Annotated in this window: 11 protein-coding genes and 1 pseudogene; 2 read left to right on the top strand and 10 right to left on the bottom strand. The window is 45.5% G+C overall.

The window, feature by feature from the left end; genetic code table 11:
* Positions 1-164: 164 nt before the first annotated feature.
* The 7 genes from ACFSVM_RS08380 to ACFSVM_RS08350 all read right to left on the bottom strand — a co-directional run bounded on the left by ACFSVM_RS08380 (position 165) and on the right by ACFSVM_RS08350 (position 9,000).
* Positions 165-1,670 carry an extracellular solute-binding protein gene (locus tag ACFSVM_RS08380; protein ID WP_379261387.1) on the bottom strand — a complete coding sequence of 502 codons (1,506 nt, stop codon included), beginning with the start codon at positions 1,668-1,670 and terminating at the stop codon, positions 165-167.
* Positions 1,671-1,882: 212 nt separating this feature from the next.
* Positions 1,883-2,350, bottom strand: a complete 468-nt coding sequence (locus ACFSVM_RS08375) for a heme-degrading domain-containing protein (protein ID WP_379261385.1) — start codon at positions 2,348-2,350, stop codon at positions 1,883-1,885.
* Between the two features lie 405 nt (positions 2,351-2,755).
* Positions 2,756-4,960: a DEAD/DEAH box helicase gene (locus ACFSVM_RS08370; RefSeq protein ID WP_379261383.1), complete on the bottom strand. Its 2,205-nt coding sequence runs from the start codon at positions 4,958-4,960 to the stop codon at positions 2,756-2,758.
* Positions 4,957-6,318: an ATP-binding protein gene (locus ACFSVM_RS08365; protein WP_379261381.1), complete on the bottom strand. Its 1,362-nt coding sequence runs from the start codon at positions 6,316-6,318 to the stop codon at positions 4,957-4,959. The genes ACFSVM_RS08370 and ACFSVM_RS08365 overlap by 4 nt, the downstream gene beginning before the upstream one ends.
* An 18-nt stretch (positions 6,319-6,336) precedes the next feature.
* Positions 6,337-8,229: a TerB N-terminal domain-containing protein gene (locus tag ACFSVM_RS08360; protein WP_090722539.1), complete on the bottom strand. Its 1,893-nt coding sequence runs from the start codon at positions 8,227-8,229 to the stop codon at positions 6,337-6,339.
* 118 nt (positions 8,230-8,347) lie between these two features.
* Positions 8,348-8,614 carry a DUF2798 domain-containing protein gene (locus tag ACFSVM_RS08355; RefSeq protein ID WP_076310840.1) on the bottom strand — a complete coding sequence of 89 codons (267 nt, stop codon included), beginning with the start codon at positions 8,612-8,614 and terminating at the stop codon, positions 8,348-8,350.
* Between the two features lie 107 nt (positions 8,615-8,721).
* Complete coding sequence (locus ACFSVM_RS08350; RefSeq protein ID WP_076310841.1) at positions 8,722-9,000, bottom strand: hypothetical protein; 279 nt, start codon at positions 8,998-9,000, stop codon at positions 8,722-8,724.
* Positions 9,001-9,136: 136 nt separating this feature from the next.
* On the opposite strand from ACFSVM_RS08350, the gene ACFSVM_RS08345 reads away from it, so the two are divergent.
* On the top strand, positions 9,137-9,991 hold the full coding sequence (locus ACFSVM_RS08345) for an SDR family oxidoreductase (protein ID WP_256209518.1): 855 nt from the start codon (positions 9,137-9,139) through the stop codon (positions 9,989-9,991).
* Between the two features lie 60 nt (positions 9,992-10,051).
* On the opposite strand, the gene ACFSVM_RS08340 is transcribed toward ACFSVM_RS08345, so the two are convergent.
* Entirely contained in the window at positions 10,052-11,323 is a 1,272-nt protein-coding gene (locus tag ACFSVM_RS08340) for an FG-GAP-like repeat-containing protein (RefSeq protein ID WP_076310843.1), read from the bottom strand.
* 192 nt (positions 11,324-11,515) lie between these two features.
* On the opposite strand from ACFSVM_RS08340, the gene ACFSVM_RS08335 reads away from it, so the two are divergent.
* On the top strand, positions 11,516-13,165 hold the full coding sequence (locus tag ACFSVM_RS08335) for a sensor domain-containing diguanylate cyclase (RefSeq protein WP_090722540.1): 1,650 nt from the start codon (positions 11,516-11,518) through the stop codon (positions 13,163-13,165).
* 91 nt (positions 13,166-13,256) lie between these two features.
* On the opposite strand, the gene ACFSVM_RS08330 is transcribed toward ACFSVM_RS08335, so the two are convergent.
* Together ACFSVM_RS08330 and ACFSVM_RS25800 are read right to left on the bottom strand one after the other, a co-directional pair.
* Positions 13,257-13,925, bottom strand: a complete 669-nt coding sequence (locus ACFSVM_RS08330; RefSeq protein WP_090722542.1) for a PilZ domain-containing protein — start codon at positions 13,923-13,925, stop codon at positions 13,257-13,259.
* A gap of 721 nt (positions 13,926-14,646) precedes the next feature.
* Positions 14,647-15,037, bottom strand: a pseudogene (locus ACFSVM_RS25800) (hypothetical protein); the annotation flags it as partial.

Genomic DNA, 15,037 nt, shown 5'->3' with positions numbered 1-15,037 from the left:
GCCTGGTTCATTTCTTTACTTGTTCAATATAATCACCCCTTTCAAGGGCTATCTGATCCAATTATGAATACGCTATCAAATCATGAGATTAGAATGATGCCCGAACCGTTAAGAGAATGTCACACTGTTCGGGCATCATTGATTGCACATGCTATTCTCTTTTCTTAATTGTTTACCGCTTTATAAGCAGCTTCGTATTCTGAGATGATCTGATCTCCTCCGCTCTTTCTCCATCTTTGAACCTGCTGCTTAAACTCATCCAAATTGATATCTCCCAGAATATATTTATAGGTCGCATCTGTAATGATTTTTTGAAGCTCAGACCCTTGTGAGGAATAGGTATCAGACTCTAGCGAGTATAAAGGGTTGAGTACAGCAAAGGTGGCGTTTTCTTGAATGAGCTTTCCAGCCTCTGTTTTCAGCGGATCATTATCGTGAACTTCATAGCCGGGCTCCTTCGGTCTGGAGGACGCAAACGGCTGCACCTCCTGTTCCCACAATTTTTGATTAGTAATGGTAACCGATTTATCTTCATTCATTGAATAATGTATACCTTCAATACCATAAGTCATTAGCGTGTACACTTCTTCAGACATTACATCGTTCACAAATTGAAGAATTTGCTTCAGCTCCTGTTCGTCCTTTACTTCCGATTTAGGAAAAGCTAGGAGTCCTCCTACCCCATTACTCGTTGACCAGATGGCACGATCACTTTCGTTTCCTGTAGATGTGATATCGTTTACCATGACAAGCTCCATGTTGTCCTGAACCCCTTTGGCAGAATTAAGCAGGTTTTTAGAGTCAAAAAGAGCCCCAACATAAATGCCTGCTTTCCCTTGGGAGAAGCCCTGCTGTTGATCTGATTTGGCTGTCACTGCAAAGCTTTGATTAATGTAACCGCCTTCATAAAGCTGTTTCATAAAATCCATCGTTTTCAAATAACCTTCTGTTTCGAACTCGGGAGTGACCTTGCCATCATCGCTGACAGCCCAGCTGCTAGGTGTTCCAAAATAAGATCCGAGCGTCTTAAATGCTCCGAAGACGAGATCACTTCGATCGATAAAACCAGTCGTATCCTTCACACCATTGCCATCAGGATCTTGTTCGGTAAATGCTTTTGCCACTTCCATTAGCTCATCTGTCGTCTGTGGTACAGACATCCCTAACGAATCGAGCCAATCCTTACGTAAGATCACACCGTTTCTTGCCACATCCTTTTGCATCGGAATACCGTATAGCTTTCCTTCAATAGACGCTGAATTTCTCATATCCTGTGAGATAGCTGCCAAATTCGGGAATTCATCCAAGTAGGGACTAACTTCCCAAAAAACCCCCGCTTTTAAAGCATTACGAACCGATGAATTCTCCAGCATCGTGAGTGATACAATGTCGGCTAAAGAGTCAGAGGCAAGCGAGGTATTGATTCGCTCTTCTTTTGAGGAATCGGGTACCCAAGCAAAATCAATGTTTGCCTGTGTTACTTCTTCGATTTTGCTCAGCACAGTATCCGTTGGAGGCGATGGTGCATGCAAGATATTCATCCAGCTGATATTTACCATACCGTCTTCATTACTCGATGACTCTTGAGCGGAATTTGTTTCACCGCAAGCGGTTAACAACAGCGAGCCGCATAGGATCAGTGCCGCACACTTCATCAACTTCGTATTCATTGGAACTCCCCTTTTCTTAATGGATAATTAATTGGATTTTATCATACGAGGAGCTGAGAAATTGGACATAGAACAATCAAAATTGGCCAAAAATTGCGCTGTAACGAATCCAGTAACTTGACATCATTGTTCTCTTAATACCTATAACAACAAAAAAAAGTGGAAGTTCGAAAGAGTTTAATCTTTCCGAAGCTTTCACTTTTCAGGTACGACTATGCTAAGAATCTTCTTAGCGCACCAATCAACAAATCATGATCCTCTTGATCAGGCAAGCCCGATACCGTAATGGTACCAACTTGTCCTATTTCGTTAATGATGAGGGGAAAACCACCGCCTGCAGCTACATATTCAGCAAATGGAAGCCCATAGTCATTTTCAAGATTCTTTCCTTCTTCACGCAATTGCAGAGCCGCGTGCCAGGAGCTCATACCAAAATGCTGGACGACATTATTTTTCCGACGAATCCATTGCTCGTTATCGGCCGATGTACCCTCCATCGCATGACTGAACAGCCTCTGGCCGGATCGATATATTTCCACCGTGATGCTCTTATTCACTCTCTTGGCTTCTTCGATAATGGTCAAACCCAATTCCAATGCGGTTTCGTTCGTAAAAGAAGGAAAACGCAGCTCCTCTTCCTCGAGCTTCATCTGATTAATTCGTTCACTGATTTCCAGCATGCTCATCACTCCTCATGAATTATTAAATATGTATTTGGGTATGGAATGTAATATCTAAGAAAATCGTATCACGAAGAGCTGCTTTTGTCCCAGAGAAAATTTTTATTACAGGATCATACTATTAGAATGAAATTTCTATCATCATTTATAAAACAGATTAGTTTACATAATGTTTATTACGAAAATGACGAAAGTTCCTTATTAGTTATGTATTTAAATGTTATTCTTGATTAGCTGTGGAAGATAAATACCATTTTGTACCCTTCTATGACGGCTCCCGCAATCTGTTCTACATACCCCCGCCTCCCAGTTCAACGTAAAACAGTGTGACCTTCTATAAGATCACACTGTCCAAAAAATACATATCACATTTTTAAATTTCTTCCAGCTATTTAGATTGATCCTCTATTTATTATTTATGCCCAACGTCTGTGCTAGACCCGCAACATCAAGCCCATCCACACTAAAGGCACTTCGCACAAGCTGAGGAAATACGAATTCATCATATTTTCCTAAATATGGCGCTTCCTCCGGCTTCAGTAACAGGCTGGGGTCCTCAAGATTTAACAGCTCTTCGCTAATTGCATGATGCATGGTTATCGGATCTGTTTTGCCGGAAACGACCATATAGTAAGGCTCCATAGGCACGATAGATCGTAAATTCAATCGCTGGGATAAATTATGCTTAAGCAGCCGCTCCAAGGTACGAAACTGCTTGCTCCCCGCCCATGGCAGAATGAAGAGAGAATCTCCTCCCGCAGGTATAATCATGCTGTTTAGTAGTCCACTTTCCCGAGCCAGTCTTCGAGCTCGCTCAAGCCGATTAACTGCGCCTGCAGCTAGATATGAGTATATGGTGCTGCCGGCCAAGACCTCTCGCATCTTCTGCATGACTTTGGTGTGGATATCTCCTCCTGCACCGAGCCATAGTGTATCGACCTTGCCCTTAGCTGATTTGACATACAGTGCTTTGTGCTTCACATCAACCTCTTCGACCTTCCAGAGCTTACCTGCTAGAGAGAAACAATAGCCAGGAGGCGGTACTGTTGTAATTGAGCCGATTTCTTCCGACCCATTATATACAACATGCTCCTCATCATCCTTGAAGACTGCGTAGAACCGGTAATTGTTCACAATCTTCTCGCCGCCCAGTCCGATGATCAGGCTTCCATCCTCTGTGCGCTGAATATGATCCGTCTGTAGTAGATACGTAAGAAATTGTTTATATTCATTCGTGGAAATCTCCCTGAAGGCAGGCAGCGTAAGCACATGTCTCGCAAGCTCTGCCGGGGTCGCTTCCCCCATACTTTTTAGCGTACTCATCGTCTGATGATACAATACACCCACGGGCTTCTTCCGAACGTCCACAGGTTCTACCCACTTGTCCCGTAGATACAATTCGATCACAGCTATAGCACGCAGCAGTGTCCACGGCATCCGAGCAGGAAGCTGTGCTTCTTCATCTTCTTCCTCAGGAATGAGAAACATCATCTCAGACGCCTGATACTCTCTACGGCCAGAGCGTCCAAGACGCTGAACGAAGCTGGAACTGCTGTACGGCGCTCCGAGCTGAATGACTCGCTCCAGTTCACCAAGATCAATGCCAAGCTCCAATGTAACCGTCGCAGCAGCCACGGCAGGTCCCTGTCCTGTCTTCAGTGCAGCTTCGGTTTCTTCTCGCAGCATGGCGGAAATACTGCCATGATGGACGTGGAAAATATCGCGCTGCTCTCGTTTTGCAGCGATCCGTCTTAGCTCAAGCGTAGTTAGTTCTGCATCTGATCTGCTGTTGGTGAACACGAGTGCTTTCTTCAGATGAGTTACATCATATATGAATTGATGATAGGCCTGCTTGGCCAGCTCTAACTGCTCTGCCTGCTTCTCATCCCGGGCATCCGGCAGGGAGAAATGCTCAACAGACAGCCTCAGCTTTCTTCCTCCTTGTGGAGAAATCACTTCAGTGGATATTGCTGTTCCTGCACCAAGCCATCCTGCAGCCGATTCATAATCGCTTAAGGTTGCCGACAAGCCGATCCGACGCGGCGAACAGGAAGCCATCCGCTCTATCCTTGTCATCTGACTCAGAACCTGTATACCGCGATCGACTCCCATAAAGGCATGAACCTCATCGATAATAATGTATCTTAAATCATGAAACAGAGCGGGAATCGCATTGGGCCGATTCATAAGCAATCCTTCTAATGATTCCGGCGTAATTTGCAAGACACCCGAAGGCTTCTGCATCAGCTTGGTCTTCTCTGCTTGCGAAACATCCCCATGCCAATGCCATACCGGTACATTACCTTCCTTCAGGAGATCGCTTACGCGCTCGAACTGGTCGTTAATCAGCGCCTTTAACGGTCCGATGTAGAGTATCCCTACGGATTCTGGAGGATGATTATACAGCTCTGTTAGTGCGGGAAAAAAAGCGGCTTCAGTCTTCCCCGAAGCAGTACCCGAAGCAATCAGCAAATGATTCGGTGTGTCAAAGATAACACGGCACGCTTCCACTTGTGCTTCACGAAGCGTCTCCCACCGCTTCTTGTATATAAATTCTTGAATGAAGGGAGCCAGACGCGTAAAAGGATTAGGTGTCCGGTTCATGCTCATAGGTCAAACTCCGCGAGAAAGTCATCCAGATCATCTGAAGCGCGTTCTTCCTTAGATGACACGGATACGGACCCAGATCCGGTACGATTTTCACTCTCCTGTGCACGGTCAGACAGCAGCTCTTCAAAGGTCGTTTCTGGATGCTGATGCATCGTATGAAGCAGGTCCATGAAATCACGGATCACTTCTCGTGTCGTCAGAAGCTGTTCTGCTCCCAATCTGCCCACTGCGGCCTGCATGAAGGCTATCAGCTGCTCATTGGACAGCTGAGCTTCATATTGGAAATGCATCGCGTGAATCTCACGCAATTTTTGCAGCAGAATGAGTATCTCCTCATTCGACAGCATTTCAAGCTTAAGAATGGGAGAAGTGTACGTCTTTAACAGGCCTCCGCCATAACGACCGTCGATTAGACGAGATCGCAGTGCTTCATAGCTGAACAGCCCTCTTCGTTCATCCTCAACAAACTGTGGCGTGCCTCCCATGTATATGCCTAAATGCTCTGCTTTGCCCTGCATCGTATCGTTAAACATCGTCAGCAGCTTCTCGTAGTTACTGTGCCGGGATATACTGTTCGTAATCTTGTACAGGTTTACACCTTCATCTATAAATAACAGCAGTCCCTTGTAACCAATCTTGGCTATAAACTCGCTCCACAGCTTCATATAATCATACCAATTGTCATCATCTATAATGACAGATACGCCGAGCTCCTTGCGGGCTTCCGTCTTGGTCGTATATTCACCGCGCAGCCAGCGAAGTGAAGCACCCTTGAGATCATCATCCGTCAGCTTGTAACCGTTCCAATAAGCAGCGAGCACCTTGGCAAAATCAAATCCATGTACCAGGTTCTGCATTTCATTGGCAACAGCATAGATCTGGACCTCAACCTTCTGGGTGATCGCGGGATCATCCGGCTTAAGTCCGAACTCTAGCATCAGATCCTGCTGAATCGCAGCGATCCATTTCTGCAGTATAGCCTCCAGTGCGCCGCCATCTGGACGGGTCTTGGTGGATAAATGTGTCATTAGTTCCCGGTAAGTGGCCAGTCCCTGCCCTTTAGTACCGACCAGACGACGCTCCGGGGACAGATCCGCGTCAGCAACGACAAAATCTCGGTCCATCGCATAGTTGCGGATCATTTGGAGCAAGAAGCTCTTGCCGCTTCCGTATCTTCCCGTAATCAAACGGAAGGCTGCGCCGCCTTCGGCAATATTGTCCATATCTCTCAAGATCGATTCGACCTCAGGTTTGCGCCCAACAGCAATATGTTCAAGTCCGACTCTGGGGACTACGCCTGCAGTTAATGAGTTTACAAGCGCCGTCGTCAGACGTTTTGGAATTTTCAATGATTTCATATTTGTTATTACCCCGTTTCATTCTCCGGAACATAGCTTGTCCAGCATACTCATATAATCTTCGACAATCATGTCCTCATCAATGATCAAGTCGCCGATATGCTCCATTGCGGCTTCATTAATCTCCTCAATCAGCACAGCGGGCATGGAGCCTGCTCTGCTGGCAGCAGCCTGCAGCGCTTGTTCACCATGGATGTTCTTAAGTGCGAACAAAATTTCGAGATGTGTATGCTGTAAGCTAGCGGCAAAATCTCTCCATTCCTCATCAAGCTCTTCCACGTTCCATACCACAGCAGGCTGCTCTTCCACTTGATTCTCCGCAACAACAGCTGATACGGGATTCACTTCTTCAATTTCGTCTACAGATAGAGGAGCAGGTGCATCAAAGTCCATTACGGCCTGAATAATCTGCTGTCCTTCTGACTCGCGCTTTAAGGAAGCTGCTTGGGAGCCGCTATGTTCCAATAATCTGTTATGTCCGCTATGTTCAATCCGTGCCTTACTGGAAATATTCACTTCCTGTTCTTCATCATCTACGCCAAGCATCAGCATATTTCTTACCTCATCAGATTCACGTGCTAAGCGCTCAAGCTTTCGCTGATTGATGTGGATCTGCGGCTTAACCGCGCGGGCTGTTTCAGCTTTGAGGGCGTTCATCTCTTTTATCAAGTAGCGTGAGATAAGCTCCTCCACCTCTTGTTCAAGTTCAATCCCTCTTAGTCGGCCCTTGAACCCTTTCAATTCGCGCAGCTTATTCTCAGTGAATCGCACTAGCTGAGTGATATAAGCTCTTAATGGCTTATACTCGCTGATCGGCGCATACTCGACGGTTATCGTTCGTCCGTAGATGTCACTATCATATAGTGCACTCTTGAACAGCGTCCGTTTCACACGCCGGGAGTGAGGTTCAAAGCGCTGGATCAGCCTGGCTCCATGGGATCTGTATAAATATTGATCAACAAGGGCAATGACCTTCGGAGTAAACCTCGTCATCTCATATCGACCGCTCTCGATATAAAACCGGCTTCGCTCAGGATCAAAATCCAGCATGAAAAAGAGGTTGTCCCAAGACAGCTCTACCGGTTCAGCGGTAAATCGCCGTTTCCATTCCAGCTCCTTCAATTCATTCGACATGCTGCGAGGCAGCTTCTTATTCATAGGAGGCGGAACATAACCCAGCTGATGCAGGGCTGCAAAATCATAGAGCCATTCTCTCATGTAGTTGTCCATCTTCGGATGATGTTTACGGTAAGCCTGCCACACTTTATTTAGCTGGTCCCAGCCATCAGACGGGTCAACCCAGCCAATTCCGTTAATAAGCTCGTATATATATACAAATAAATAGGACAAATCCGTCACTGGATAACGGCAGGCCCGCACTTCTGATCTCCAGTAAAAATACCACTGATATTGCTCAGTTCTCATCTGATCATAAGTGGGCCAGTAGCTGTGAAATGGAACAAAAGGAACCTGCTCAGCACAATACTCAGCCAGTTCTTTGGCTGTATGTACAAACTGCTGCTCCCGTGATATATAACGAAAATCCTGCTCCCAGTTCACTTGCGGTACGGTGTTCTTAGGGGCATAGATCTGACGAACTGATTCACTATGGGGAACTTCCTGCACAGCCAGGTTATTGTACCGATTAAGTCCATCATCCTGCACTTTACTGAGCTCTGTATAACTGCTCTTAGATGGTTTCTCAGTCGCTGCTTCCTCCCAGATCAGAACATCTGGAATGTCCAGGTCATCGATATGAGAATCCAGGGATCGTTTATATTTAGCATCACTAGTACCTGCGTTGTTGTCCTTAATATCTGTAGAAATTGCTTCACTTGGAGCAATTGGAACATCCCTTTCATTTCCTGACAGATCAAATTCGGCAAACCGGATCTGATCGTTGTTACTCATAGGACATACCTCCCTCCATCACAATTTAGATTATAACACTTGAAGGAATTGAGCATCTATCCCTGCACAAAAAAGAGAAGGATTCTTGAGTTCGAATCCTCCTCCTAGCGTGAGAGTATTATTTCAGTTCTGTACTCTGCTGTGTCTCTCTTGTATATTCCACAAACTGAATTCTTTTCATCACTTTGCGGATTCCTTTCGGAAGAAAATAGGCGACAGGAAATGCCAGCAAGAAAGCAATACTCCAAGAACGCATCCATATCATTAAGAAGGAATCATGGAAGCCGTAATTAATTGACATCATGACAAATGACATCAGACATGACATTCCAAACGCCATAAAAAATGTGAAAATAATCGTTTCGTACTTTTTATTAATCTTCATTATGTTTCTCTCCGTTGTTCTATAATCATATTGCTCAGGACACTGCGTTACCGCATAACGATGTATTTTATCAGTAAGAATGCAGTTCGTCAATCGTTAGGTGTTGCTCATATTCTTTCTTTGACCGCTTGAATGAACGCTGCCGGATTCTCTTTAACAGTATAAGGATAAACGCCTTGCTGTGTATGCAGATATAGCAGTCCATCCTTCTCGCCCACCTTTTTGTAGGATAGATCAAATACTTTATCCAGTGGAAACTCCCGATATTTTGTAACAATCTTATCCGAATAAAGAATCAATTCACGCTCATCTGCAATGGTCTCCATACGGATACCTTCAATTTTACGTAACATTTTATAATAGGCCTGTGTGGCAAGCCTCTCCATATTATTCACTCCTTGCTTTGAATGATAATGCAGCTTGAATTACCCGATCTTCGTGAGTCTTTTTACGATGACTTCGATTACTATTCATGATAATCTGTTATCACAGTGAAGTAAAATCCTCATAAGGAGTGATCATGTGAATCCCTTCTCACCCGACATGTTAAGAGACAAAGTCATTATCGTTACGGGAGGTGCTACCGGCCTCGGCCAAGCCATGAGTGAGCAATTCGCAGAGCTTGGTGCCAAGCTCGCCATATGCGGAAGAAGACAGGCGGCGCTGGATCAAGCGGCTGAAGTATTTCACTCAAAAGGTCAAGATATCTATGTACAATCCTGCGATGTAAGAGATCCTGTTCAAGTGAGTGAATTTGTGAAAGCGGTTTATTCTCATTATGGTAAAGTTGATATTCTCGTCAACAACGCTGCAGGCAACTTCATAAGTCCAACCGAGCGATTGTCTCATCGGGCAGTAGATTCAGTTCTTGGCATCGTTCTGCATGGTACCTTCTATATGACCCTTGAAGTCGGCAAAAAATGGATTGAGCTTGGCCATCCTGGAACGATGCTGAACATTGTAACGACTTATGCTTCAACGGGATCAGGCTACGTAACCCCTTCTGCTGCAGCTAAGGCAGGGGTGCTTGCCCTTACTCGTTCACTTGCGGTAGAATGGGCACCTTATGGAATTCGTCAAGTTGCCATTGCACCGGGAGCTTTTCCAATCGATGGTGCAGACTCAAGACTCTCTCCCACACCGGAGCTCCAGCAGCAATTGATTGACCGTATCCCTATCAAACGCGCTGGCAGTAAGGAGGAGCTTACTCATCTGGCAGCCTTTCTTGTATCAGACTATGCAGGCTTTATTAACGGTGAAGTCATAACGATTGATGGCGGCGAATGGCTGCAGGGAGCAGGACAGTTCAACGGGTTAACAGAAGTATCGCATGAACAGTGGGATGAGCTTGCCAGAATGACACGTAAAGGCAAATAGAATAAGGACACCTATTTTGCTGATGATCATCAACAATAGTAGGTGTCCGTTTATATTAATTTATGATTTGATAACTTCTCCGCCCATATAAATGGTAGAGCTGTATAGTCGCTTCGTTTGAACTAAAGGCTTCGCTCCCGGCATAACAGCAATAGAATCTGCATGCGATGAATAGATGCGAATCGTATCACCATCGTAAATTGCAATTTGCTCCCGGCCGTTACCTAGAAAATCGGCATGCCCTACATAACCATCTACCGGAAAGGCTGTAACCACATTCATATCACCGTCATAGAGCGTAGGAAATATACCCCCTCCACGTCTATAAGCTAGTATGTAATCCATCCCGCTCTCATCCCAGCCGCTGATAGTATCAATAATGGTGAGCCAGCCGTCTGTTTGACGATGCTCCTTCCATATTTCTTGACCGTTTGCATCCAGCATGAACATTCCATCCTTGCCTTTAAGGCCTGATTTGCCATCTCCGCGAATGATCCGGTCCAGCCCAGCAATCTGAAGCCCCGGCAGATCCTCTCGGAATCGTCCAAGTGCAATATGCTGGGATTCAATAGAGTCCTCATATCTCCATACTTCTGTTCCATGCTTATCCATCATCACCGTTACGCTGCCGCCAATGACAATCTCCATCTCTCCATCCCCGTTTACGTCCCCTACCCATATACAATCTGCATGATCAGACAAGTCCTGACAGCTCCATAGTACGTTTCCGGCTGAATCCAGCAGATCATACCCTGCCATGACTTCGTCTTTACCATCACCATTGATATCGTAAACCCACGGGAAGTGACCGGGATTCCCTTGATACGTCCACAGCAGTTCAAAATCGGAATTTAGCGCCCATATTTGATGATAACGATCTTTGAGCAATAGATCCGTTGGACGATCATTTCCAGACAAATTTGCGATAATAATACAGTCGTGCGCTTCCGGAGAGGGAAGATCATAGACCTGTCTGCTCTCTCCAGTCGTCCCGTCAATAATATGAAACTGATCATTCATCACACACAGGACTTCCAGCTGTCCATCACCGTCCAGATCATACACTTGTGCAGGATAATCCGATCCTTGTGTGCCTGCATCCATATCCGGAGTTCCTCTTTGCCAGAGCATCCGTCCCTCCAGATCAAATACCGTGATACACTGCACCTGATGAGGAATATACCTTACATCCTTGCGGTTATCCGGCTGAATCATAACCAGTTCCAATCTTCCATCGTTATTGAGATCCCCGAATAACATTTTACAGTTAGGACCAGCTGCACTCGCATCAACTGTTGCAAGGCAAACCGGCTCTGATTGCTGAAGTATCATGAGTGGTCCTCCATATCAATGAATGTAGTGTAGATAAGCGTTTACATTGTACAGCATAAGGGATCACGATCTTTCCATCAATTGGACTTTTTTGTATAAGTGCTTTTGGGTATGGAATATATATCCTGTTCATGTTATATTCACTCTGTTCGTCAAATTTCGAGTATTTTTGTCATATCCTTAGGAGGCCTCATGTTTAAACTTCGTACCGTTCTTGTCTTTGCATTCACTGTAATCGTCATTATGCTTACTTTCATTCTGGGATCAATACTTAGCCATCGTGCCGAGAGCAGCCTCCAGAAGGAGATAGGTCAATCACTTGCGAACATTGCCTATCAGATGTCGGACAAGCTGGACAATTTTATGTGGTCAAGGCAGGGTGAAGTCGAAATGCTGGCCGCTACATATACACTGGCTCAGAATAACGAGATTTCCGCAATCCAAAATTTAATGGGACAGCTTCAAACAAGCTTCCCTTCTTTCTCATGGGTAGGTTATATGAATGTGAAGGGAGATGTGTTGGCAGCGACAGATGGAATTCTGGTGGGCGCAAATATATCTGAACGTCCTGTCTTCAAAGAAGGAATCAAGGGCAAATTTATTGGAGATGTACACGATGCTGTACTGCTGGCTAAGCTTCTTCCCAATCCTACCGGAGAGCCGCTGCAATTTGTGGATATTAGTATGCCGGTAATGGACCGTGACGGTCAGGTTAAGGGAGTGCTCGCTGCTCACCTTAGCTGGGAATGGTCTAGAGAGGTGGAGCGGACGATATTGGAGCCTCAGCAGCAGCATACGCAGGATATGGAGCTGTTCATTGTAAGTAAGAACGATAACACGATTCTGTTAGGGCCCGATGATATGGTGGGTCAACAACTAGACATTCAATCCATTCAAAATGTGCAAAACGGTCAAAATTCATGGGAAATTGAAGAATGGCCCGATGGACAAACATATCTAACCGGCTATGCATATGGAGATGGATATTTGAATTATGAGGGTCTCGGATGGTCCGTACTGGTCAGACAGCCTGAAGCCACAGCCTTTATTGGTCTTAACGAGCTGACAAGACAGTTTATTATGGTAGGGGCAGCCGCCGCCCTCATCTTTGCTGCGATTGGCTGGTTATTGTCAGAGCGAATTACAAAGCCGATCCGGGGAATTACCAATGCGGCAAATCAGCTGAGACAAGGTAAAGATGTGAAAATCCCGGTATATAAAAGTTTCTCAGATATGCAGATTCTCTCCCTGTCTCTTCGCAGTCTGGTCGATACACTGGTTCGGACAGAAACAGCGCTGGGTGATATGAAAAATCAGGCTCATCGGGATCAGCTTACAGGCTTACCTAATCGGGCAGCCCTGGAGATTTATTTGGAGAATACCATTATGGATCTGGATCCGGAGCATGAGGCGTTATCTTTTATGTATTTGGATTTGGACGGCTTTAAGCGTGTTAACGATACTTTGGGACATCAGACAGGTGATATTTTATTACAAAAAGTAGCAAGCCGCTTAAGAGAAGCCATCCCAGCGCGTGATATCGTTGTCCGCTTAGGCGGAGATGAATTTTTGATTATTCTGCGTTCGGGGAAGGATGAAGCGATGGACGCGGCGGGCATGATCTCTCATCGGATCATTGAATCGATCAACAGCCCTTTTATTATTGATCTCAATCATGTAACGATCGGCTGCAGTATGGGTGTATCCTTCTACCCGATCCATGACAGGGATGTGGGAAGTATAATTCGGCTTGCAGACGAAAGCCTGTATCAATCCAAGCAATCCGGAAAAAACCGGGTCACCTTCTATCAGGATGAAGATATCCGATCATCGGATGAATAGCTATGCAAAGAACCCGGCAGATGCCGGGTTCTTTGACACATCCAATACATTCGATCGTACCAACTCTATTCTCGCTTAACCATTTCCTTCTTCAATCGTTTAAATAGTGCGCTATTCCAATCTGCATTGGGCGATGTGTAGCTTGTTGATTAATAATTAGGGATTTGAGCGTATGCTTATCTTCCTTCGACATTTCCACAAATTCTGCACCGTATCTATACTCTGTATCCAGATTCTGATGATGTCTGATTATCGCATTAAGCCTGAATTTTCCGTCAAGATTCACACGGACGATATCCTTCTCCTGAATCGGAATCGGACTTTCGATGGAGAATAGCAAGCCTCCCAAGCTAATATTTTTAATATCACATTGCAGCCCTGGCTCAAATACAATCGGACTGGAGGATGCTTGCGGTAACAAAGACTCTAGACAAGAGTTCAAGTGCCTCACCGGTATGCGGACATCCTTCCGTCTATTCAGCATCTTTTTCTGTAAATTTGGTGGCAATATGCATAGAATCCGCTGCAGGTAGCTTGCAATGGGATAGGTATCAAACACAATTAATCCTTCATCAGAGTAGATCGTGATGCCCACCGAATTACCTAATGGAAACGGGATATTCTCCTCCACCTCAAACATCACTTCAAATACATCGCCTTCTATATAAGAGACACGCCCTCCAACCGAGCGGAGCTTACTCCGTACAACGACGACACAATCTATTAATGAGGCTTCGTTAATTTTATCTATGCTCATCATGTATTCCTCCTGAAATAGTTAAAAAGCTGCATTGAAAATACATCGTTGTGTGTTTTTGGAAAAATGATGATCAGAATTATTATATAAGAATATCAGAGATTTGAAATGTAGTTTTTTATATGAGCGAGCAAACCGAATCCGTTTCATCATCTCTATAGCTAGCTTCAAATTCAGCCCTGTATTAAAATTTATCGGTTAATGAGTCTTGTTCCGAAATACTTGCTGTTATCCCATAGGAAGACTTCAATGAAAGTAGAAAGAAGCAGGGCTCTTATTAAAGCCCTGCTTGTGAATTGAAATTTAATCTAAACTTCGGATATCGGAACAATTATGTTGGGAAAGAAATTGCGTTGAAGTTGGTATTATTTGCTGATACTGAGGTCACATTTGTACTTGTCGTCAAAAATCCTCGTACAGTATACGTGCTTGTCGCCGTTGCAGGAGCTGTATCTACATAAGTATTCGCAATAATAAACCGCTGAATTCCTGCGGTACTGCCGCTCCTAATAACGACCTGTGTATTGATCAAGGCTGCATCCCTGTATAATCTAAATTCCACTTGAACCGACCAATCCGCCGTTGTATCGACTTCTGCAGAGAGGGTGTAATCTATCTTAAGTGTTAGGCCTGCTGTAGTATCCTGTGTTACCGTGGCAAGCGTAATCTCTGTCGCTTCGGGCATTGCAATGGCTGCGGGAACATTCGCAAAAGTCAGCACAGGTGATACGGCAGTTGCACCCGTCGAGCCTGTAGCTCCTGTATCTCCTGTAGCTCCTGTTGCACCTGTTAGCCCCGTTACGCCTGTCGCTCCTGTCGGACCCGTTGCACCTACTGCTCCTGCATCTCCCGTTGCTCCCGTTGGGCCGGTTGCACCTACNNNCACCCGTCGCACCTGTCGGACCCGTTGCTCCTACAGCTCCTGCGTCACCCGTTGCTCCCGTTGGGCCGGTTGCACCTACTTCCCCTGCTTCGCCCGTTGCTCCTGCCGGACCCGTTGCACCTACTGCACCGGCTTCACCGGTTGCTCCCGTCGGTCCTGTCGCCCCCGCATCCCCGGTTGCTCCCGTCGGGCCGGTTGCACCTAACGCCCCTGCGTCACCCGTTGCTCCTGT

The sequence above is a fragment of the Paenibacillus shunpengii genome (genome assembly GCF_042684905.1).
Lineage (GTDB): Bacteria > Bacillota > Bacilli > Paenibacillales > Paenibacillaceae > Paenibacillus > Paenibacillus shunpengii.
The sequence above is the reverse complement of the archived record's forward strand: the minus strand, read 5'-3'. Positions and strand labels throughout refer to the sequence as shown.